Source organism: Streptosporangium sp. NPDC020145 (assembly GCF_040631275.1).
In the GTDB taxonomy this organism is placed as follows: Bacteria; Actinomycetota; Actinomycetes; order Streptosporangiales; family Streptosporangiaceae; genus Streptosporangium.
The window spans coordinates 199232-220819 of record NZ_JBEXZT010000003.1 but is presented as its reverse complement, the minus strand read 5'-3'; the positions used below and the strand labels follow the sequence as shown (position 1 = coordinate 220819).

Here is a 21588-nt window from a genome sequence, read left to right as displayed (position 1 = left end):
CCCCCGGTTTGCATGGGGAACATGGTGGCAGAAACCACGCGGAGGTGTGACACAAGCCGTACGGCGCGGCGTCACCCGACGGTGACTTCCTCCTTGGTCCGCCGCGCGTTCCTGCGGTGACGCACGAACAGCGTGACCGCCACGGCCGCCACGAGAAGACCCGTGCCCGCGAGCAGCGGAGACTCGGCCGCGAGCTTGAGCCAGCCCCACAACAGCGAGTACAGGCCGAAGGACGCGATGGGGACCCAGGTCAGGCAGCCGAGGGCGCTGGCCACGACGTACCACGGGTAGGAGACACGCAGCACCCCCGCGGCCCAGGGCAGCGTGTGCCGCAGGCCGGGAACCCAGAAACAGCCGTAGACGGCCAGCGCGCCCCACCTGCTGACGGCGTTCTCGACCTTGCGGATGCCGTCCTGGCTGATCCGCCTGCCCACCCGGGTGGCGTAGAGCCTCGGGCCGAGCTTCCTGCCGATCCAGTAGTAGGCCTGGAAGGCGCCGAACAGCGCGACCCCTCCGATGAGCACCCAGAGCCACAGGGGCATCCCCAGCACGGAGGCCGAGGTCGGGTCGGGGATGCCTGCCGCGAACGACCGCATTGTGAACATCACCGCCCCGCTGGTTTCCCTGCCGTATGCCGATATTAGGGCAGGCTTACCTGACCTTGTCCAGGGGGTCGGGTGGGAGCCCGTTCAGCCACCGTTGACGCTGCAACCGGACGTCAAGCGGAGATCAACCATCCCGGGCTACAAGTAAGGGGCAGAAACAGGGAGGGAACAGTCATGAGTCCGCGAGGCAGTCTCACGCCGGTGGTGGCCAGTGGAACCGCGAGCGTCGTGAAACTGCTGGTCGCCACGCTCGCCTTCGTCGGAGCCTACGCCGGGATCGAGGTGCCGCGCACCCCCGCGACCACGGTGCGGGCGGTCAGCGCGGACGACGCGTCGGTGGAGACCGTGGAGTTGTCGTCCAAGTCCATGCAGGAGACCACGGCACAGGTCCAGGCGGAGACCACCCTGGCGGAGGGCACGGTCACCGTCACCCCGGCGACCGAGGGCGGCCCGTGCGACAGGTCGTACGAGGCGCGCAGCGTCATCGGCAACCCGCACCCGGAAAGAACCGTCACCTACGGCTGGCGCCTGCAGCGCTGGAGCGAGTCGTCCCGCGGCTGGCGCACCTACCTGAGCGGCGGCTCCGGCTTCACCGGAGAGCGTCAGAGCGTCGAATGGCAGCCGAGGATCGCCGGCAACCCCGGCCTGTACCGCGTCACGCTCTCCGTCCCCGGCCGTCCGACCGCGCACAGCGCCAGGTTCCGCGTCAGCTGCTGAGCGAACGCTGCGCCGCCTCGACCCAGCGGGTCACCCCGACCCGCCGGGCGACGGCCAGGGCGTCCTCGTAGTGCGGGCGCACCGCGTCGGAGAAGCCCAGCCTGAGCGCCAGGTCACCCAGGGTCAGCGAGACCGGCCACAACGCGACCACACCCGTCCCCGCGCCCGCGATCCGCTCGGCGAACGGCTTGAGCGTGTCGTAGGCCTCGGTCATCCGCTCCCGGTCGTCCAGCAGCATCCCGGCCAGCGCCCGCCAGACCATCGCCAGCTCGTAGAGGAAGTCAGGGCGGACCGGAGTCTTGACCGCGATGACCGCCCTGGCGTCCCGTGTGTGCCCGGCCGAGGCCAGGGCCACGGCGTAGGCGTCGAGAGTCCACTTGGCCCCCCTCTGATGGGCCTCGGCCAGCGGCTCGACCATGTCGGCGGCCCTGCCGTTGACCAGGTGCAGGCAGAAGGTGGTGATCAGCGGAAGGTCCTGGCGGCCTTCGAGCATGCCGGCCTTCGCGGTCAGCCGCGCGGCGTCCCGGTAGGCGAGCGCCGCCCCCGAGAAGTCACCGGCGATCATCAGGCGCTGCCCGGCGTACCACGCGCCCACGGCGGCGGGGGCGGGCAGGCCGTACTGCCTGGCGAGTCGTTCGGAGGCGGCCACGTGCGCGTCGGCCTCGGCGAACGCGCCGGAGGCCGCGGCGCACTCCATCAGCACCAGATGCGCCAGGGCCTGGACCGAGACCTGGCCGGTCGTCTTGCCGACCTCAAGCAGCTCCCTGCCGATGACCTCGCGCTCCCCGACGGGGGTGATGCCGTACGACTGACGCAGCCGCCCGCTCAGCGCGGTCGCCAGCAGCGCCGGATCACCACTGCGCCTGGCCAGCTCCTCCGCCTCAAGGGAGGCCTGCTCTCCCCTGGAGGTCGCCGACCCCTCAAGTTCGAGCGCCAGGGTGGCCAGCAGGCTCGCCCGCAGCGACTGCTCACCCGCGGGCAGCTCGACCAGCGCCTGCTCGGCGACGTCCACGATCTCCCACGCCGTACGGGTGAAGTCACGGGCCATGCCCTTGTGCGGCACGGCGAGGGAGGCGGCGACCCTGGCGGTCAGCTCCAGGTTGCCCAGCGGCAGGGCGGTGTCCATCGCCTCACGCCGCCGCCTGCGGGCCGCGGCCATGTCCCCGCACAACGCCAGCGCCTTGATCAGGTTCAGGGTCAGCAGCAGACGCTCACGGGTGCTCTCCGGAGTCGAGGCGGCACCGGACCTGTCGAAGGCGGCGATCGCCTTCTCCCACAGGGAGGCCGCCTCACGGTGGGCGAAACGCCGTTCGGCCTGCTCGGCGGCCAGCCCCGCGTAACGCACCGCCTTGGCCGCGGTCTCCGCGGTGCCCGCCGCGTCGTAATGGTGGGCGAGCGCGGCCACGTCCCCGGGATGCCTGCGCTCGATCGCCGAGGCGACGGCGGCGTGCAGCCGGGAACGGCGCAGCCTGGAGGCGTCCGAGTAGACGGTGTCCCGGACCAGGTCGTGATCGAAACGCAGCATGCCGGGGCCCGGCTCGGTGACCAGCCCGGCCAGCAGCGCCGCCTCGACGGCGTCGACCACCGCGTCCTCGTCACCCGCGACGTCGACCAGCACGTCCACATCGACGTCACGGCCGATCACCGCCGCCTGCAACAGGATCTGCTGGGCGGCGGCGGGCAGCCTGGCGATCCGGCGCCGCAGCACGTCACGGACACCGGACGGCACACCGGAGATCACCTCGGCCGCCGTCGCGCGGTCGCTCACCGCCTCGGCGTCCAGCAGGCGTACGGTCTCACGGACGAAGAACGGGTTGCCGCCGGTCCGTTCGACGATGCTGTTGACCGCGTCCTCGTCGACCGCGCGCACACAGGTGGCCCTGACCAGCTCGGCGACCGCCTCGGCGTCCAGACCCGTCAGGCCGACCCGCACAGGACCGAGCCTGGCCAACGCGGCGAGCACGTCCGCCTGCTGGTCGCTCAGCTCACTGTCCCTGCAGGTCACCACGAGCAGCACCCGGCTGGTCGCCAGCAGGCTCGGCAGCGCCCGCAGCAGCGCGAGCGTCTGGTCGTCGGCCCAGTGCAGGTCCTCCAGCGTCAGCAGGATCGGCCGCTCCTTGGCGACGGCCGCCAGGTAACCGCCGACCGCCCGGTGCAGCCGGAATCCGCCGGAGGCCTGGTCCTCGTCGGGCTCGGCCGCGGTGTCGTCCAGCAACGGGGCCAGCAGCGGGGCGTACTCACCCGCCCCGGTGACGTCCACCAGGGTGCGCAGGATCTCCACCCACGCCCAGACGGGCGGGGTGGCGCTGCTGTCGGGGCACGCGCCCGAGGAGGTGCCCCAGCCGTCGTCGGCGAGCTGCCTGGCGAGCCTGCGGACCAGCATCGTCTTGCCCGCGCCCGCGTCACCGCTGATCACGGCCGCGGTGAAACGGCCCGTCCTGGCCGCCGCGGTCATCAGCCTGCTCAGCTCCGCCTCCCGCCCGACGAACGGCTCGGGCTCCAGGGGCGGCAGCTCGGCGGGGGCCGCCGCCGGACGGGGCGGCCAGGTGTCGGCGGGCACCGCCGTACGCTGCCTCGCCGGTGGGACGGCGAGCTGGAGACCGGGGTCCTGAGCCAGGATGTCCGACTCAAGCTTGCGCAGCGCGGGGCCCGGGTCGATGCCCAGCTCGTCGGCGAGGATCGTGCGCGCCCTGCGCAGCGCGGCCAGCGCGTCGGCCTGCCGTCCGCACCGGTAGAGGCCGAGGGCGAGCAGCCGCCAGCCCTCCTCACGCAGCGGATGCTCGGCGGTCAACGCCTCCAGGTCGGGTACGGCCTCCGCGGGCAGCCCCAGACGCAGACTGCTGTCGGCGTGCCGCTCACGGGCCACCAGCCTCAGCTCGGTCAGGCGGTTCACCTCCGCCTCCGCCCACGGCTGGTCGGCGAAGTCGGAGTACGGCGTGCCACGCCACAACCCCAGCGCCTTCTCAAGACGCGCCCGCGCCGAGGCGGGGTCGTCGCCTTCGAGCTGCTCACCGGCGGCGCGGACCATGGCCTCGAACCGCAACGCGTCCACCTGGTCGGGCGCGACACGCAACGCGTAACCCGAGGCGACGGTCACCAGCAGCCGGTTCGGCCCCCCACGCGGACGGCCGGGTTCCAGGACCCGCCGCAGCCGGGAGATGTAGACCTGCAACCCCGACTGCGCGCCCTTGGCCGCGTCGTCATCCCACAGGTCGTAGAGCAGGGAGTCAACGGGGACGACCTGCCCCCGCGCCACCAGAAGCCGGGCGAGGACGGCACGCTGGCGTAACCCGCCCAGATCGAGCTCGTCGTCACCGGAGTGCGCCTCGACCGGGCCGAGGACCCGGAACGCTACGATTTCACCCGCCATGTCAGCCGCCACGCTATGCGGGCCTTCGAATCACGCACAAGGTTTTTCCCAATCTAGCGGCTGATCGGCTCTTTCTCGGGGGCCTGGACCGTGCTCTCACGCCTGCGCAGGAGCGCCCACGCGCCGAGTGCCAGGCCGCCGAAGGGGATTTCGACAGTGTAGGTCCAGAAGCCGAAAAGCAACGCAGCGGCCGTGGCCGAATCGAGCGGGGCCCCGAAGAAGACCAGCGCGCCGACGGTCCCGGCCTCCATGATGCCGGTCCCGCTCGGGGTGACGACGGCGGTGGTCAGCACCCTGGACAGGGCGAAGACCGCGATCGACTGCGCCAGGCCCGGATAGGAGCCGGTCGCCTGGAGACAGCAGACGAGGATCAGCCACTGCAGGCCGAGGAAGAAGATCATGCCCAGGGTGAGTCCCGGCCAGCGGTGCCGTACGACCTCGGAGGTGTCGGCGCGCAACCGGTCGAGGGAGTGGGAGGGGCCGTGACCCGTCGGACGCCACCGGCGGGGAAGCAGCCGGGCGGCGGCGTCGAGAACCCGGCCGAGCGGCGCGGCGGCGGCGTCCCAGTACAGCGCGGCGGCGACCACGACGACCAGCACCAGGATGGACAGCGCGCCGATCCAGCCCGCGCTGGTCACCGCCGGGCTGAGCCGCTGCCCGCTGAGCAGCAGCGCCAGGATGCCGACCGCGGGCAGGATGAACCGGAACAGGGTGTTCCAGATGCCGCTGGCCAGCGTCGAGACCACCACGGGCCGTAACGGGAAACCCCACCCCTTGGTCATCCCGATCGTCATCGCGACCCCGGCGGCGCCGCCGAACGGCAGCAGATTGCTCACCGCGCTGCCGGCCGCGTTCAACGTGAGAGCCTGCAGGTGGGTCAGACCGGGCAGGGAGGCCGTCAGCACGAACGTGTAGGCCAGCAGGCTCGCCAGCCAGACGACGGCCATCAGCGCGATCGTCTGCCAGTTCAACCCGGAGAACTGGGCGCCGATCTGCGACCACGAGACGTGCTTGCCGGTCATCGCCTCGACGATCTGCGGCAGGAAACGCACGAGCGTCGCGGCCAGTGCCAGCGACACGACCGACAGTCCGATCTGAACCCACTTGTTCTTCATGAAACCCCCTCGACCAAGTGTGCCGGTCCGGGGCTCATCCTTTGGGAGGAGCTTCGAACGGATGCCTCAGCCTGGCGCCCTGCGGCAGATCCCGGCGGACGTACCACTCGGTGCCGAAGATGAGCCGGTAGAGCGGCAGGGGCACCTTCAGCATCACCCCGAGCGTCCGGGTGTCCGCCCCCGTCGCCTGGGAGGCGTGCGCCGCCATGCTCGCCCGCTTCTGCCGGGCGAAACGCCGTACCCCGACCCGATGGGTGATCACCGACCCGGGGGAGTAGGCCCGCTCGAAGGAACGGACGTCGAGCTGCGGGAAGAACCGGCTGATCAGACGCAGCCCCTTCAGCAGCGGATCACGGTTGACCGTCGCCTCAAGCACGATCGGGGTGCCCGCGATCTCGGCAGCCCGCGCGCCCACCCGGTTCACCTGAACATGGTCGGGATGCCCGTAGCCCCCCGCCGGGTCGTAGGTCGTCAGCAGGTCGGCCCCCTCCTCGGTGAGGATCTCGGCCAGCCGCCCCGCGGCCTCCTCGACGTCGGCGTCGATGAAGGCGTTCCCCGCGCGCCCCTCGGCGACGCCGCCGTCCGGGGCCAGCCCCGAGTCGCCGTAGCCGAGGTTCACCACCCTGGCGCAGCCGAGCGCGGCGGCCGACCTGTACAGCTCGGCCATTCTGGCGGCCCCCAGGGCCTCACCGGGTCCGAGATCGGCCTGACCGAGCTCCCCCGAGGTCGCGACGACCAGGATCACCCGGTGCCCCTGGGCGGCGAGCATCGCCATGGTCCCCGCGGTCAGCAGGGCCTCGTCATCGGGGTGGGCATGGAAGAACACGGCTGTGTTTCTTTTGCTCCGCCTGGCGGCGCTGTGTCTCTTTGCGCCGCCTTCGGCGTCGCGGGCTTGGGCGCTTTCGAGTCGGCGCTTTCCCTCGTCGCTCATCCGCTTCGCTCCTTCGCTCCTCAGTCCAAGCACCGACGCGCCCAAGCCGAAACTCCTCACACACGGCACCGGGAAAGCACAAGCCGTGTTGTCCCGCGTCGCGGGCTTGGGCGCTTCGGGTCGGTGCTTTCCCTCGTCTCTGCGTCGCTTCGCTCCTGCGTTCCTCGGTCCAAGCACCGACGCGCCCAAGCTGTGTTTCTTTGCGCCGCCTGGCGGCGTCGCGGGCTTGGGCGCTTCGGGTCGGTGCTTTCCCTCGTCTCTGCGTCGCTTCGCTCCTGCGTTCCTCAGTCCAAGCACCGACGCGCCCAAGCCGACACTCTTCACACACGGCACCGGGAAAGCACAAGCCGTGTTGTCCCGCGCCACCTTCGACGTCGCGGGGCTTGGGCGTTTCGGGTCGGTGTCTTTTCCCTTGTCACTGCGTCGCTTCGCTCCTGCGTTCCTCGGTCCAAGCACCGACGCGCCCGAGCCGTAACCCCTCGTGTGGCACCGGTACCCCCGGACAAAACCTTAGAGGGGGTGACGGGATCCGAGGCATCGGCAGGGTCTTGGGGAGTTCGTGGGGTCCGGGTCGTCGCGGGCGTGGGCGGACGGTGGCCTGAACGGGGGTTCTTCCGTGGGGTCCCGGGGGCGAGGGGCGGGGTGGGGCGGACGCTTTAGGCTGGCACGGTGAGGATCCTCCACGTCAGTGACTGTTACCTGCCGCGTCTGGGTGGGATAGAGGTGCAGGTGGCCGATCTGGTCCGGATGGAGCGGGAGGCGGGCCACGAGGTCGAGGTCGCGACCGCGACGCCGGGGGAGACACTGCGGGGCGTGTATCGGATCGTTGCGAAACTCCCCTTCGACCTGCCTGTTCACCCGTTCGGCGTCGGTCACCTGTTGCGTCTGGTGAAGGCACGACGGCCCGACGTGGTGCACGTTCACATGGGTGCGGTCTCGCCGTTCGCCTGGATGGGGGTCCGCGCCGCCGTACGGGCGGGGCTGCCCGTCGTGGTGACCGTGCACAGCATGTGGGATCCGGTGACCCGTGTCCTCTACCGGGGGCTGCGGCTGCTGTTCGAATGGCACCGCTGGGGGCTGGTCGGCACCGCGGTGAGTGAGGCCGCGGCCCGGCCGATCCGCTCGGTCGCGGGGCGCAGGGTGCCGGTCCACGTGGTCTCCAACGGCCTGGACGTCTCGGCCTGGCGCCAGGCCGTTCCCGGCTCCGGCGGCGAAGCCGATCAGGACGCTCCCGTGCACGTCGTGGCGGTCGGACGGCTCGCACCCCGCAAGCAGCCGGTCAGATTGCTCAGGCTCCTCAAGGAGGCCCGCGCCCTGGTGCCCGCCGAGACGCGGATGCGGGCGACCGTCGTGGGCGACGGCCCGGCGCGCTCCCAGATGGAGCGCTATCTGCGGGCGAACGAGATGACGGGGTGGGTCTCGCTCCCCGGTCGCTACAGCCGTGAGCGGATCCGTGAGCTGCTCGCCTCCGCCGACGTCTTCGTCGCCCCCGCTCCCAGGGAGTCCTTCGGACTTGCAGCGCTTGAGGCCAGGGTGGCCGGGGTGCCGGTGGTGGCGCGGGCCCAGAGCGGGGTGGCCGACTTCGTCCGTCCCGGCAAGGAGGGACTGCTCGGCGAGAGCTTCGAGGGCCTGGTCACCTCGGTGGCCAAGCTGGTGCGCGACCGCGACCTGCGCGAGTCGATCGCGGCCCACAACCGTGAGACGGAGCCGGTGCGCTGTTCGTGGCCCGCCGTGCTTGAGGGCTTCGAGCAGTGCTACGCCGAGGCCCGCGCCCTGCGAGGCTGACAGCGAGCTGACAGCCGGTAAAGGACGCCCCCGATCGACCCTGCTGGTTGGCACGCGATGCGCGTTTATGGCACCGGTTGCACAGTGCCCGCCGTACCCGAAAACCGGCGAAGCCCCCACCGGACGGACGGCAGAGGCTTCGGGACACGATGGCCTGGATCTCGCAACTTCCTCAGATCCCGGTGCTGCCGCCCCCTCCGAAGTGAAGGGTTTGGCCTTACCGGTGCCGCGCGTGAGGAGTTTCGGCTTGGCCGCGTCGGTGAACTGGACCGAGGAGCGACGGAGCGAAGCGGATGAGTGACGAGGGAAGTCACCGACCTCAGGCGCCCAAGCCCGCGCCGCCGCAGGCGGCGCAAAAGAGACACAGCCCGCGGCGCCGAAGGCGCCGCAAAAGCAAACACAACCGTCGCCCCGCGCTGCCCCCCGCAGGCGGAGCGGCGGCTGTGCCCTGGGTTGTGCCTTCCCGGGAGGAGGGGGAGGCGCGGAGTGAGGTCAGGAGGTGCAGGCCTTGCCAAGCTTGACGGTGGCCTCCTGGAGCTGCTTGGTCATGTTCTGCGCGGCGGCGCCGGCCGCAGCCGGGTCCTTGTCGTCGAGCTTGAAGTCACCCCAGGAGGTGGCGAGATCGTTGAGGGCGGAAGCGAGGTCCCCGTCGGTCTTGCCAGCGAGCTCCTTCAGGTCGGCCGACAGCTTCTGGCTGGCGTCGTTGAACTTGCTCAAGTCGGTGCCAGCGCCGGTGATGGAGGTGGTGTAGTCCGTGAAGGCCTTGGTCCAGGGCGCCTGGGCGCAGAACTCGGCGTTACCGGACCCGCCACAGGCGGCGGTGAAGGAGAGAAGTGCGGCTCCCGCGACGGTGGCGGCGATACGACGGGAGGAGAGGACGGAGAACATTTCTGCCTTTCATTACTTCTTGTGACAGAGAGAACAGTAGGGGATCTGCTTGCGGCGCACTTTCATGACGCTTACAGGTGGTGCCCGAGTGACGGTGGGTGAGATCCGCCGGAGGGCGGGTAGGAGCGCGGCATGGCTGAGGCGGTGATCGATTCCGGCGCGGCCCAGCACTCGCTCAAGCGGGTGATCGGGCGCCGGGTCCTGTTGCTCTTCGTGGTCGGCGACATCCTCGGTGCGGGGATATACGCCCTGGTGGGGAAGGTCGCCGGATATGTCGGCGGCGCTCTGTGGCTGCCGTTCCTGGTGGCCTTCGTGCTGGCCGCGCTGACCGCGACGGCCTACGCCGAACTCGTCGGGAAGTATCCCCAGGCCGCCGGGGCCGCGCTGTACACGAACAAGGCGTTCAACATCCCCTTCCTGACCTTCGTCGTGGCCTTCGCGGTGCTGATGAGCGGGATCACCTCGGCGAGCGCGGCGGCGCGCGCGTTCGGCGGCAAGTACCTCGGGGAGTTCGTCACCCTGCCGGTGATGGCCGGGGCGTTCGTCTTCCTGGGGCTGGTGACGCTGGTGAACTTCGCGGGCATCTCCGAGTCCATCAAGGTCAACGTGGTCCTGACCGTCATCGAGGCGTTCGGGCTCGTGGTGATCATCGTGATCGGGATCTACGCGCTGCTGTCCGGGGAGGGCGAGCCCGCCCGGGCCCTGGAGTTCCATCCGGCGAACGGCGCCTTCCTCGGTGTCCTCGGCGGTACGGCGCTCGCCTTCTACGCGTTGCTCGGCTTCGAGGACTCGGTCAACCTGGCCGAGGAGTCGAAGGATCCGCAGCGCGACTACCCCAGGGCGCTCTTCGGTGGTCTGGCGGTCGCGGCGCTGATCTATCTGGCGGTGGCGTTCACCGCGACGATGCTGGTGGACGCCAAGACCCTGACCAGTTCGACGGGCCCGCTCCTTGAGGTCGTCAAGGTCGCGGGCCTGGCGTTCCCGCCCAAGCTGTTCGCGCTGATCGCGCTGCTGGCGGTCGGCAACACCGCGCTGATCAACATGATCATGGCCTCACGCCTGGTGTACGGCATGGCCCGAGAGGGCATCGTGCCGAAGGTCTTCGCCTCGGTGCACTCGACCAGGGCGACGCCCTGGGTGGCCGTCCTGTTCACCACCGCGATCGCGGCGGTGCTGGTCGCGACCGGCGATGTCGGCGATCTGGCCGACACGACGGTGCTGCTGCTGTTGCTGGTCTTCGCGCTGGTCAACGTGGCCGTGCTCGTGCTGCGCAAGGATCCCGTCGGCCACGACCACTACCGGGCGCCCAGTTGGATGCCGGCGCTCGGCGCGGTTGTCTGCCTTGTGCTCGCGCTGCCGATCACGGGGCGCGGCGCCGACGTCTACGTGCGGGCGGGTCTGCTGCTCGTCGTCGGGGTGGTGCTCTGGTTCGTCAACAGGTTGTTCCTGTCAGAACGGGAGCGCTCGTCCTGAGGGGGTGCGCAGGTCGAGAGAGACGGGCTGACGTGGCGGCCGAGGCCTTTGGGTGATTCTTATACGTTTCATGTCAGACTCCCTCTTTATTGGAGTTTGGGAGAGAGTACGACATTCCAAGGGCGATTTGGGGTGTCCATGGGTGATCGAATTTGTTTCGGGCCGTCCGGAGAGTGAAAACGGAGCATTCTCCGGATCACGGGCGGGCCGGGAAGTCCGATGGGGCAGGGGATGCGCACGCCGGTCTCCGGTCTGAAGATCACGGTGAGGCGACAGGTAAAACTTGAAGACGGAAGGAACGGGCTCAGCGTCTGAGGACGAAATCGTCCTCGTCGTCACCGACGCCGACCGAGCCGACCGCCCACAGCGTGGCCGTACCGGGCACCCGGGTGACACCCGTCCTGGTGACGTGGTCACTGTCCTCGTACTGCTGGTCGGGACGGCGGGGACGCAGGAGCGGGCCGTACTCGCGTGTCCACGCCGTGCCGTCGAAGCGGAGCATGAGCGCCTGCCCCGGATGGTCGGCGTCCACCCCGCTGATCCACACCTCGCCGGGACCGGAGGCGGTGACGCCCTGCAGGGCACCGCGGGCGACCGGCACCTCGGCCCTGGCCCACCGGGTCCCGTCCCAGTGCAGGACCAGCGGCTGCCCCTGCCTGATCCGGGCTCCGTCCCGTACGGCCCCGGCGGGCGCGACCTCGCCGACCGCCCACACGTCGGACGGGGAGACCTGCCAGACCCGCCGCAGCGTGCCACCGGGGATGGCGGGTGTCCGCGACCGCTCCCAGCGGTCGGGGGAGCCGTGCCAGACCAGCGGTGTGCCGTCCTGGGCCGCTCCGACCGCCCAGACGTGCCCCTGCCTGGCGGTGACCGCCTCGAAGGTGCCGCCGCCGGTGGGCACGTTGCGGAAGGCCGTGCCGTCCCACCGGATCAGCACCCCGCCGGACGGGCCGTTCCCGGTGAACCACGCTGTGCTCCCTGTGCCGCCCGTGGCGGCGACGTCCGTCAGCCGGTAGTCCTCCGCGACGCCGAAGGGCCGCCGCGCCGTCCAGCGCCGCCCGTCCCAGCGCGCGGCGAACGCGTTCACCCCGTTGCCCGCGACCCAGACATCCCGGGGACCGGCCACGCTGACGCCCGTCAGGTGGTTGACGTCGTGATCGTTCAGCCCGGTGACCTCGCGCCATCTCACACCGTCCCACCTGGTCACGGCGGGAGTGCCCTCCCTGTCCTCGGCGCCCCTCTGGTAGCCGACCGCCCACACCTCACGCGGCCCGGCCGCCGCCACGTCGAGCAGCGCGGAGCTCGCCGCCAGCTGGGCGGGCCTGACGGCCTTCCAGGCGGGGGAGACCGGCGACGGGTTCCGCTGCGCCGTACGGCTCGGCGGCGGTGCCTGGGACGCGGTGGGGGACGGCTCGGGGGGATGCGCGCCACAGGAGGCCATCAGGGTCACCCCGGCGAGCACGAGCGTGACAGAGCGTAGATGTCCCATGCGGGCATCCTCCCTCAGAGTGCCCTCCGGGCGGTGCCGATCCTGAATAGACCTGTCAGCCCTGGGCACCCTGACAGGGCGAGAAAGGACGCGTTCCCCGCCGCCTGGGCCGGGGACGAGGCACGTCAGACGGGACGGTGGGGCAACAGGGGGGTGCGTCCGGCGGCATGGCCGCCGGGCTCACGGAGGGACCCGTTCCGTGTGAGACAGTTACACGGCTGGGAGAGGTTCGGTACAGAAGGTTGATGATGTTCGCGGGAAAAGAGCCGGAGCCGAGTTTCAGCGCCACGTCCGGGCTGCACGGTACGACGCTCGTGGTGCGGGTGAGCGGGGAGCTGGACCACTACCACACGCCGTTGCTGCGTGCGGAGCTCGGCAGGGCGTGGGAGCTCCTGCAGTCGCCGACCCTCATCCTCGACCTGTCGGCTCTGACGTTCTGCGACTCCTCCGGCATCGGTGAACTGCTCCAGGCCCGTCACCAGGGCCAGCTCGCGGGAGTACGGCTCATCCTCACCGGTGTCCAGGGAAACCTGGCCCGCAGGCTCAACCTGGCGGGCCTGACCCAGGTCTTCGAGGTCTTCCCCTCCGTCGCCGACGCCCTCGAGGCGGCCTGACGACCCCGTACATGCTTAGCCGGGGGCGGGCTTCCTTCAAGGCTGGGGGTACTCCAGCCGCATATCGGGATCTTGCGCGCGTTTAGCCACATGCGTGCTAGCCCCCCACAAAAAGGGACGACCACCGCTGCGATCATCCAGGTGCGATGGACCCGAAGATCGTGCGGTGGCCGCGTCGGCCAAAGAATGTGGATGATGCGTTGACGGGCAAGTCGTGGTAGTCACACTTGGTGCAGTTCGTTGTCTCAGCCTTGCGTCATGGGTAGACATGCACCCATAGATCAGCCGGAACCGCTCGCCCGGCGAATAGCGGACCATAGCCACAGTCGAGACCCTGCCTGCGCTGCGGCCCGATATGTCACCGCCGAGGCCACACGGTATGGCGCCCGGGCTCGGTATCACCGGTCGGCCGACATCTGGCTGACTCGCAGATGCTTGGCCGCTTGGGTGCCGGTGTAGCCGTGAGCGAACAGCTCGGCCACCTCCAGCCGGATCTGTTCACGCTCGGTGCATCGCACAGCGGTCAGCCCGTCGCCTTGTGCGTACCGTATGACCTGGGCATACCGCCAGAACCCAGAGGTTCACATGTTCGAAGAACATCACGAATAAAAGATCGGCAGACACGGGCTCGCCGATCCCGCTACCGGCCCTAGCATCGCAAAAGCATTAGGCTTGGCTGGAATATGTATGAACAGGAGTATTTGGTCCAACCCTGGGAGCGCTCAAAAAGTGAGGGGCGCTCGATTGAAGGAAAGCTCTTCCATTACCTAGAGCCCCTCACGTTCATCTGCTGTGCGCTAGATTTTTGATTACCCGCGATGTGGATTTTGTGGAGCTAGAGCTCTCGGATCAGATCCCAGCGATCTCCTTGATCCACGCACTGAGCGTTGTATCCTTGCAATTGCAGGTTTGTTTTGGCTCCAATGCATGCCCCTCCCTTGGTCACTCTCTCGCTGGCTGAGTGGTAGTAGTAGCTCGTAACCAAAATCCAGGCAAAGGGGCGGGCCAGCTCTCCTGGTGCGGTCTGCGCCTGGGCGGAGTTGTTGCTTTCCGAGACTGCGGCATTGGCTGGCGTGACAAGCAGGGTGGTTGCTGCGATGGCGGCGACGGCTCCACCGAGAATGGATTTGACTTTGCTTGTCATTGCACTCCTTTGGTGATGGATGCATATCTTGTGCCAGAAAGTAGATTGCCAAATAAGAAGGGGGTGATCAACGAAGGCAAGGGATCGTGATCATTTTGTTATATTTTTTCCACGTTACTTTGGCTGGGTGACTTAATTGCCCTCGACTGCTTGTGGAGAGTAATATTTAAAATCTGCAGGAATCCCATTTTTGGTGAGTGCGAAATGTCCTTTGGTTACCGAGGGGGATTGGGTAATCACTTCTCGTTGTAAGAAGATGGATGTCGTTCCTTGGTGCGGGACTTCGGGCTCCGTTGTGTGGGCGCTGACTTTCAGGTCGGTAGAAGGCGAGAGTCCTCGAATGTGCAGACCCCGTGCGTTTGCCGGTGACCTGATCCGTCCGGTGCGGGGCTCGTGCGGCCCTGCCGGGGACGGGGTGACGGCCGGTAGCGTCGGCGTCGTGGCTGATGAGGGGACCGGAAGTACCGGCAGGGTCGTGGTGCTGGTCCTGCCCGAGGTGAACCTGCTCGACCTGGCGGGTCCGGTGCAGGTGTTCGACACCGCCGCGTTTCTCGGCGCGGGATACCGGATCGAGCACGTCGCCGACGCCGAGCGGGTGGCGACCGCCCAGGGGGTGAGCCTCGCGGGGCTCGGCGCCCTGCCGCAGGTCGCGGCCGGTGATCTGGTGCTGGTCCCGGGCCCCAGGCTGCGTGAGCACCGCGAGCCGTACGTCTCGGAGACCGTGGTCGGCTGGCTGCGTGCGGCGGCCGCCACGGGGGCGCGGCTGGCGTCGGTCTGCACCGGCGCGGTGGCGCTGGGTGAGGCGGGCCTGCTGGACGGGCGCCGCTGCACCACGCACTGGTCGCTGGTCGAGGCGATGCGCGCCAGATACCCGGCGGCGAGGGTGCAGGAGGCGGTGCTCTACGTCCACGACGGCCCGGTCAGCACCAGCGCGGGCGTCTCGGCAGGGGTCGATCTGGCGCTCTCGCTGGTCGAGCGGGACCACGGCCCGGCCCTGACCACGGCCGTCGCCCGTGAACTGGTGGTCTACCTGCGCAGGGACGGCGCGGGGGAGCAGATCAGCCAGTTCCTGAGGCACCGGTCGCACCTGGACTCCGCCGTCCACCGGGTGCAGGACCATCTCGCGGGGAGCATCGACGCCGCGCACACCCTGGCCGAACTGGCCGAGGTGGCGAACCTGTCCCCCAGGGGGCTCAGCCGGGCCTTCACCGCTGCGACCGGGATCACCCCGCTGGAGTACCGGCAGCGGCTGCGGCTCGAACGCGCCATGTCCCTGCTGCGCGAGACCAGCCTGCCGGTCGACGCCGTGGCCGTCCGGTGTGGCTTCCGCGAGGGACGGCACTTCCGCCGCCTGTTCAAGGCCAGGTACGGCGGGCCGCCCTCGGAGTTCCGGCGGGAAACCGGCTGACCGTCCCGGTTCTTCTCGTTCCCCGTCATTCCGCCGTCACGCGGCGTTCTCGTTCTTCTCGTTCCCGGTTCCCGATCGGGCCGGGACCCCTCACACCTCAGGAGCTTCCGCATGCCTCAACGTGCCAGATTGCTCGTACGGATAGTCCTTTTCATCGCCATCTGGGGTGTTCTCGTTGGTGGAACATGCGCGGCCGGGGTCGTGGTCTCCATGCGGGACAGCTACCCGGGGGCCCCGCGAGCCGTACCCGGGAAGCCTCCGGCGGGAGAGGCGCCGCGGGGACGGATCAAGGTCGCGGTCGTGGTCGGGACGAGCGGTTCGGTGACCACCGACGTGCTCGGGCCGTACGAGGTCTTCGCCCGCTCCGATCGGTTCCTCGTCCACACGGTGGGCGCGCGCAGGGAGCCGGTCCCGTTGTCCGGCGGCCTGCGCCTGCTGCCCGACCGCACGCTTGAGGAGGCGGAGACCGGGGACGCGGTGCCCGACGTGGTCGTGGTTCCGGCCGTGGTCGACCCCGAGGGTGAGGCCGAGGCGCCGCTGCGCGCCTGGATCGCCCGTCGGGCCGCCGCGGGCGCCCGGATCCTGGGCGTCTGCGCGGGCTCCCGGCTGGTCGCGGCCGGTGGCCTGCTCAGGGGACGCGCCGCGACCTCGCACTGGGGGGTCATCGGCGCTCTCCGGAGTGACTATCCGGACACCCGCTGGGTTCAGGGCAGACGTTACGTCGAGGACGGCCCGGTCACCACGACCGCGGGTGTGACCTCCGGCGTCGTCGGCGCGTTGCGGCTGGTCGAACTGCTGGCGGGGGAGGCCGAGGCCCGGCGTGTCGGCGCCGAGGTCGGTTATCCCGGCTGGTCGCCCGGCGCCTCGACCGTGATCCCGGCCGACGAGCCGGCTCTGGCGGACCTGCCCTACGCGCTCAACGCGGCCTTCCCCTGGTTCCGGCCGGTCGTCGGCATCGGGCTGAACCCGGGGGCCGGTGAGATCGACGTCGCCGCGGCGTTCGAGGTCTACGCGGGAGGCTCCTTCGCGGCCCACGCGGTCGCGCTCGCGGGCACCCCGGCGGTCACCACCCGGCACGGCGTGACCCTGGTGGCCGAACCGGCGGACGGTACGGCGCCGGCCCTCTCCCGGCTGGTCGTCCCCGGGGTCGGCGCGGCAGGGCAGGTCGATCCCGCGCTCACCCGTCTGGCCGCCGGGCGTGGGCTGGCCGTCGAACTGCCGCACGCGGGGCGCGCCGCCGCCGAGTCCGGCTTCGACCCGGTACTGCGCGACCTGGCCGTCCACACCGACGTGGCCACCGCCCGCGCGACCGCGAAGTACAACGAGTACCCCGTCGAGCACCTCGCGTTGACCGGTCCCGCCTGGTCGTGGCGGCCGACGCTGTTGTTCCTGCTGACCGCCCTCGGCGCCGGGCTCGTCATCTGGGTTGCCTTCCGCTCTCTCCGTCGTCGCCGTACCGGGCCCTGACCGGAGGGCGGCCGTCACATCGGGGGGTCGCCCGGGGCGTCGCCGAAGACGTCCCGCTGGGCGATGGACAGTGCCGTGAACAGGGCGCCGTTGAGGATCGCGTTGCCCTCGACGGTGCCCGCGCGGACCTGGGTGGGGACCGGCGAGAGCGTGTCGAGGTGCTCGCCGACCCGCGCGGCCAGTTCCTCACCGCCGGAGCGGCCCGTCTCCCCGCCGAGGACCACGAGTCCCGGGTCGAGGACGGCGACCGCGGTGAAGGCCATCCGGGCGATCCTGGCGGCCAGGGTGTCCTGGTCGAGCCCGGCGGCGGCCCTGGCGTCCAGCAGGTCGCAGAAGGAACCCTCGGGGAAGCCGAGCGGCGTGATCTCACCCGCGCCACCCGAGGCGCCCCTGCGCAGCCTCCCGCCGAGGGTGACCGCCGCGCCCACGGCGTCGTCGAGCCAGAGCAGCACGAAGTCCTCGCGTCCCTGCGCGGAACCGGCGCGGTGCTCGGCGACGGCGGCGAGGTTGACGTCGTTCTCCAGGTCGATCCGCGCGTCGATCCTGCGGCGCAACGTCTGGAGCAGGTGCGGCTGCCAGCCGGGCACGCCGTTGTCCACGGCCAGTTCGCCGCTGTGCGGGTCGACCATCCCCGGCACGCCGAGGACGACGGCGTGCAGGCTCCGGGAACCGGCCGCCTCGGCGACGGCGTCGGCGATGACCCCGGCCAGGGGGGTGGCCGCCCTGGCGTGCTGGGGGTAGGTGGGCGAGGCGATCAGGGCTCCGTTCCCGGGGCCGATCTCGCGGCTCGCCGAGCCGACCGGGCTTCCGGTGATGTCGGAGACGGTCACGGTGACCGTGTCACGCCGTATGTCGGCTCCGGCCACGTGGGCACGGCCGGCCACGATGCCGTACAGGCGGGCGTTCGGCCCCCGGCGTTCGTCGCCGCTCTTGCCGACGACCTCGATGAGCCCGTTGGTCTGCAGGCGTTCGATGAGGTCGGACACGGTCGGGCGGGACAGCCCGGTGAGCGCCCGTAGCTGCGGGGCGGTCAGCGTTCCGTGTTCGAGCAGCAGGTCCAGGGCGAGGCGGTCGTTGATCGCCCTGGCCATCTGCGGAGTCGCGGTCCTCATTTATCCCCTTTTAATCAGGAAGCCTGCCTGTTAGTTTCTCACACCATGCGCAACGACAATCAACGCGCCCGCATCGCGGTCGCGGCGGTGTTCGCCGTCCACGGGGCGGTAGCGGGAAGCATGGCGACCCGCGTCCCGTGGCTGCAAGACCATCTGAGTCTCGATCCCGCCGCACTGGGGATCGCCCTGTTCTGTCCTGCGGTGGGGGCTTTCGTGGCGATGCCGATGGCCGGCCGTCTCGTCCACCGCATCGGCGGGCGCGCCGCCACGAGGATCCTGCTCGCCCTGTGGTGCGTCGCCCTCGCGATCCCCTCCCAGGCCCCCGGGTTCGTCTGGTTGTGCGCGATCTTCCTGGCGTACGGCGCGGCGGCGGGTACGTGCGACGTCACCATGAACGCCCAGGGGGTGATCATCGAGCGGCGCCTGGGACGTTCGATCATGTCGGGGCTGCACGGCATGTGGAGTGTGGGCAGCCTGGCCGGCGCCGGGATCGGGGTCGTCGCCGCCCAGGCCGGGATCGACGCGCGCCTGCACCACGGCGCCGTCGCGCTCGTCCTGCTGGTCGTCGGTTTCGTGGCGAGCCGCGGCCTGCCGGACGTCCGCCCTGAGCCGGGCGAGCAGGCACCGCCCCGCTTCGCCGTACCCTCGCGGGCCATCCTGGCGATCGGCGCGGTCGGGTTCTGCGCGACCTTCGCCGAGGGGGCGAGCATGAACTGGTCGGCCGTCTACGTCACGGACGTCACCGGGGCGGGGCCGGGCATGGCCGCCGCGGCCTACGCGACCTTCGCCCTGGCCATGGCCGTGACCAGGCTGCTGGGAGATCTGATCGTCCAGCGCCTCGGGCCGGTCGCCACCGTACGGGCCGGTGGCCTGCTCGCGGTCGCCGGAGGGACGGTCATCGTCACGGCGCGCGACCCGCTGCCGGGCGTCGCCGGGTTCGCGCTGTTCGGCCTGGGAATAGCCGTGATCGTACCGCTGACCTTCGCCGCCGGAGGCAGGGCGACCGCGGCGCCGAGCCAGGGCGTCGCGGGGGTGGCGACGATCACCTACCTGTCGGGGCTGCTGGCCCCCGCGGTGACCGGCTGGGTCGCCCACCTGACGTCGCTTCCCGTCACCTTCGCCGTGCTGTCGGTGATCGTCCTGACGACCGTCGCCACCGCGGGCGCGCTACGCCCCCGGGCCCCTCTGGGAGGCCGGACGGAGGCGGGCGCCTGAGCTCTCAGTGGGCCGCCCGCTCGGCGTAGCCGTTGATCGCTCCGGTCGCCGTGCAGGTCTGGGCTCCGACGTCGCTGTAGGGCACGATCCGGTAGGGCGCCCAGACCTCCGACCCTCCCCGCCAGACCCGCGCGTACATGCAGCCGCCGTCGGGCCCCTCCCTGAGCGCGATCCCGACCGTCCTCCCCTTCTCCGTCTCCCCCTCGGTGATCTCCCGGACGACCCGCGGGTCCAGGTCCAGCCGCTGTACGGCCTCCCGGACCTTGGCCAGGTCCGGTCTGCCGGGGAGCGTCTCCTGCAACCGCTCATACATCCGGGGAGGAAACCTGGCGTGGGCCCTGAAGCCGAGGGGAGTGGTGGCCGGGCATGTGACCTCCTTGAGGGAGACGTCCGCGAAGAAGTCGGGAAAGGCGTTGCCGGAGGCGACGGCCTCGAAGCAGCCGACGATGTCGGGAACGGCACGGAGCGTCTCACGCCTGCCCTCCCAGACCTTGATCATTCCCTTGCCGGTCACCCTGACCACGGCACGGAACGGGTCCCGCCGGGTCCGCTCGGCGACGGACAGGACCTCGACACCCTCCCGCAGGGTGATGAGGAAGCCGAGATCCTCACTCTCCTTGAACCGGGTGCCCTTCAGAGTCTCGGTCAGGGTGCCGGCCTTCGCCCAGAAGTCCGCCCGTGCGGGGTCGTTCACGCCGCACCCCGTCAGCGGGAGCGCCAGCGCGGCCAGGGGGAGGAGAAGTCGGCGCACAAGATCATGTGTATCCCACACGGGGAAACCGGTGCGAGACCTGTGCCGGAATAGTCCCGAGACGGTCAGGGTTGGCGGTGGCATGGAACCGGTTACACGTGGGCGTGTCCGTGTGGAGCGGAGCGCGAAGAGAGTGCGGGTCCTCTTCGGGGGCAGGGTGGCCGCTGACACCACCCGGGCACTGCTGGTCTGGGAGGTGCCCTACTACCCGACCTACTACTTCCCCCGGCGGGACGTCGCCGTCGAGCTGGAGCCCAACGGCGGGAGCGCGCACTCGCCGAGCCGCGGCGAGGCGGTGCTGTACGACGTGGCGGGAGTCGCCGACGCGGCCCTCGCCTATCCCGAATCGCCCATCGAGGAACTGCGCGACCACGTGCGGTTCGAGTGGGAGGCGGCCGACGCCTGGTTCGAGGAGGACGAGGAGGTCTACGTCCATCCCCGCGACCCCTACACCCGGGTCGACGTCCTGCCGTCCTCGCGGCACGTGCGTGTCGAGGTGGACGGCGTCGTCGTCGCCGACTCCCACCACCCCAGGATCCTGTTCGAGACGGGCCTGCCGCCGCGTTACTACCTGCCGAAGACCGACGTCCGGCTCGACCTTCTCGTTCCCACCGAGACCGTGACCCGCTGCCCGTACAAGGGGGTGGCGGAGTACTGGAGCGTCAACGGCCGGCCCGACCTGGCCTGGTCCTACCGGACCCCGCTTGAGGAGAGCGGGCGTGTCGCCGGGCTCGTCGCGTTCTACGACGAGAAGGTGGACGTCTACGTGGACGGCGTCCTGCAGGAACGCCCGAAGACGAAGTTCGCCTGATCAGGCGGGCGGCAGGTCGAACGGGTCGACGAGCGAGACCCCCGTCCCCTCGAAGTCCTTGACGTTGCGGGTGACCAGCGTCCAGCCGTTCACCCTGGCCGTCGCGGCGATCAACCCGTCCGCCGTGGGAATCGGCCGCACGGCGTTCAGCCGCCCCCACTCCTCGGCGACCTCGGGGGTGATCGGGGCGATGCGGTCACCGAACTGCCGCAGCAGTTCGGTGAGCCAGCGTTCCAGCACGGCGGCCTGTGCGGGATCCCTGCGCCTGCGGAGTTCGACCCCGCGGCGGATCTCGCCGACGGTCAGGCTGCTGAGGTGGAGGACAGGGCCGTGCGTGGCGGCGATCCACTCTCTGACCAGGGGATTCCCGTTCCGCTTGCGCGCCTCGGAGACCACGTTCGTGTCGAGGAGGTACCCGGTGCCCATCAGTCGAGGTGAACCGTTCGGGGAAGGTCTCGGTCACGGGGGAACTCGACGTCGTCGTCCCAGTCGGGGGCCGAAAGCAGGAAGCGTCCGAAGTCGGGGGTCTCACCCCTGAGACGACGGTACTCGGTGATGTCGATGACGACGGCGACCTCCTCCCCGTGCCGGGTGACGGTCTGAGGCCCTTCGCTCAGAGCACGCCGGATGACCTCGCTGAAACGCTGCTTGGCCTCCTGGAGTTGCCATCCGCCCATGGGTGCCTCCGCCGGG

At 70.2% G+C, this 21588-nt stretch carries 20 protein-coding genes; 8 read left to right on the top strand and 12 right to left on the bottom strand.

Annotated elements, in window-relative coordinates:
- Positions 1 to 71 precede the first annotated feature (71 nt).
- Entirely contained in the window at positions 72 to 605 is a 534-nt protein-coding gene (locus ABZ463_RS06500) for a VTT domain-containing protein (protein ID WP_362773689.1), read from the bottom strand.
- Positions 606 to 779: 174 nt separating this feature from the next.
- On the opposite strand from ABZ463_RS06500, the gene ABZ463_RS06495 reads away from it, so the two are divergent.
- Positions 780 to 1322 (top strand): hypothetical protein, encoded by a 543-nt coding sequence (locus ABZ463_RS06495; protein ID WP_362773683.1) that lies wholly within the window; start codon positions 780 to 782, stop codon positions 1320 to 1322.
- Here ABZ463_RS06495 and ABZ463_RS06490 read toward each other — a convergent pair.
- From ABZ463_RS06490 to ABZ463_RS06480, 3 genes are read right to left on the bottom strand one after another with little or no spacing between them, the layout of a single operon-like run.
- On the bottom strand, positions 1312 to 4692 hold the full coding sequence (locus ABZ463_RS06490) for a BTAD domain-containing putative transcriptional regulator (protein WP_362773680.1): 3381 nt from the start codon (positions 4690 to 4692) through the stop codon (positions 1312 to 1314). The two genes, ABZ463_RS06495 and ABZ463_RS06490, sit on opposite strands and share 11 nt — an antisense overlap.
- A 53-nt stretch (positions 4693 to 4745) precedes the next feature.
- Entirely contained in the window at positions 4746 to 5807 is a 1062-nt protein-coding gene (locus ABZ463_RS06485) for a lysylphosphatidylglycerol synthase transmembrane domain-containing protein (protein WP_352010542.1), read from the bottom strand.
- 34 nt (positions 5808 to 5841) lie between these two features.
- Positions 5842 to 6633: a PIG-L family deacetylase gene (locus ABZ463_RS06480; RefSeq protein WP_362773676.1), complete on the bottom strand. Its 792-nt coding sequence runs from the start codon at positions 6631 to 6633 to the stop codon at positions 5842 to 5844.
- A 774-nt stretch (positions 6634 to 7407) separates the two neighbouring features.
- On the opposite strand from ABZ463_RS06480, the gene ABZ463_RS06475 reads away from it, so the two are divergent.
- Positions 7408 to 8523 (top strand): glycosyltransferase family 4 protein, encoded by a 1116-nt coding sequence (locus ABZ463_RS06475; protein WP_362773673.1) that lies wholly within the window; start codon positions 7408 to 7410, stop codon positions 8521 to 8523.
- 492 nt (positions 8524 to 9015) lie between these two features.
- Here the strand turns inward: ABZ463_RS06475 and ABZ463_RS06470 are convergent, their stop codons facing one another.
- Positions 9016 to 9411, bottom strand: a complete 396-nt coding sequence (locus tag ABZ463_RS06470; RefSeq protein WP_362773670.1) for a hypothetical protein — start codon at positions 9409 to 9411, stop codon at positions 9016 to 9018.
- 132 nt (positions 9412 to 9543) lie between these two features.
- Between ABZ463_RS06470 and ABZ463_RS06465 the strand changes: the two genes are divergently transcribed.
- Positions 9544 to 10884, top strand: coding sequence for an APC family permease (locus ABZ463_RS06465; protein ID WP_352010546.1), 1341 nt, complete (start codon positions 9544 to 9546; stop codon positions 10882 to 10884).
- 304 nt (positions 10885 to 11188) lie between these two features.
- Here ABZ463_RS06465 and ABZ463_RS06460 read toward each other — a convergent pair whose 3' ends face one another.
- Positions 11189 to 12373 (bottom strand): hypothetical protein, encoded by a 1185-nt coding sequence (locus ABZ463_RS06460; protein ID WP_362773667.1) that lies wholly within the window; start codon positions 12371 to 12373, stop codon positions 11189 to 11191.
- A gap of 248 nt (positions 12374 to 12621) precedes the next feature.
- Between ABZ463_RS06460 and ABZ463_RS06455 the strand changes: the two genes are divergently transcribed.
- Positions 12622 to 12987, top strand: coding sequence for an STAS domain-containing protein (locus ABZ463_RS06455; protein WP_362773664.1), 366 nt, complete (start codon positions 12622 to 12624; stop codon positions 12985 to 12987).
- Positions 12988 to 13385: 398 nt separating this feature from the next.
- Here ABZ463_RS06455 and ABZ463_RS06450 read toward each other — a convergent pair whose 3' ends face one another.
- Both ABZ463_RS06450 and ABZ463_RS06445 read right to left on the bottom strand, forming a co-directional pair.
- Positions 13386 to 13505, bottom strand: coding sequence for a helix-turn-helix domain-containing protein (locus ABZ463_RS06450; protein WP_362773661.1), 120 nt, complete (start codon positions 13503 to 13505; stop codon positions 13386 to 13388).
- Positions 13506 to 13822: 317 nt separating this feature from the next.
- On the bottom strand, positions 13823 to 14131 hold the full coding sequence (locus tag ABZ463_RS06445) for a hypothetical protein (RefSeq protein WP_362773658.1): 309 nt from the start codon (positions 14129 to 14131) through the stop codon (positions 13823 to 13825).
- Positions 14132 to 14570: 439 nt separating this feature from the next.
- On the opposite strand from ABZ463_RS06445, the gene ABZ463_RS06440 reads away from it, so the two are divergent.
- Positions 14571 to 15539 carry a helix-turn-helix domain-containing protein gene (locus ABZ463_RS06440; RefSeq protein WP_352010549.1) on the top strand — a complete coding sequence of 323 codons (969 nt, stop codon included), beginning with the start codon at positions 14571 to 14573 and terminating at the stop codon, positions 15537 to 15539.
- 210 nt (positions 15540 to 15749) lie between these two features.
- Positions 15750 to 17006: a DJ-1/PfpI family protein gene (locus tag ABZ463_RS06435; protein WP_362773654.1), complete on the top strand. Its 1257-nt coding sequence runs from the start codon at positions 15750 to 15752 to the stop codon at positions 17004 to 17006.
- Positions 17007 to 17020: 14 nt separating this feature from the next.
- Here ABZ463_RS06435 and ABZ463_RS06430 read toward each other — a convergent pair whose 3' ends face one another.
- Positions 17021 to 18118, bottom strand: a complete 1098-nt coding sequence (locus ABZ463_RS06430) for an ROK family transcriptional regulator (protein WP_362773651.1) — start codon at positions 18116 to 18118, stop codon at positions 17021 to 17023.
- Between the two features lie 45 nt (positions 18119 to 18163).
- Between ABZ463_RS06430 and ABZ463_RS06425 the strand changes: the two genes are divergently transcribed.
- Complete coding sequence (locus tag ABZ463_RS06425; protein ID WP_362773648.1) at positions 18164 to 19333, top strand: MFS transporter; 1170 nt, start codon at positions 18164 to 18166, stop codon at positions 19331 to 19333.
- Positions 19334 to 19337: 4 nt separating this feature from the next.
- On the opposite strand, the gene ABZ463_RS06420 is transcribed toward ABZ463_RS06425, so the two are convergent.
- On the bottom strand, positions 19338 to 20084 hold the full coding sequence (locus tag ABZ463_RS06420) for a hypothetical protein (RefSeq protein ID WP_362773645.1): 747 nt from the start codon (positions 20082 to 20084) through the stop codon (positions 19338 to 19340).
- Between the two features lie 82 nt (positions 20085 to 20166).
- Between ABZ463_RS06420 and ABZ463_RS06415 the strand changes: the two genes are divergently transcribed.
- Positions 20167 to 20895, top strand: a complete 729-nt coding sequence (locus ABZ463_RS06415) for a DUF427 domain-containing protein (RefSeq protein WP_362773642.1) — start codon at positions 20167 to 20169, stop codon at positions 20893 to 20895.
- Here ABZ463_RS06415 and ABZ463_RS06410 read toward each other — a convergent pair whose 3' ends face one another.
- Positions 20896 to 21321 carry a type II toxin-antitoxin system VapC family toxin gene (locus ABZ463_RS06410; RefSeq protein WP_362773639.1) on the bottom strand — a complete coding sequence of 142 codons (426 nt, stop codon included), beginning with the start codon at positions 21319 to 21321 and terminating at the stop codon, positions 20896 to 20898. It abuts the gene before it with no gap.
- Positions 21321 to 21572: a type II toxin-antitoxin system Phd/YefM family antitoxin gene (locus ABZ463_RS06405; protein ID WP_362773636.1), complete on the bottom strand. Its 252-nt coding sequence runs from the start codon at positions 21570 to 21572 to the stop codon at positions 21321 to 21323. The genes ABZ463_RS06410 and ABZ463_RS06405 overlap by 1 nt, the downstream gene beginning before the upstream one ends.
- Positions 21573 to 21588 lie beyond the last annotated feature (16 nt).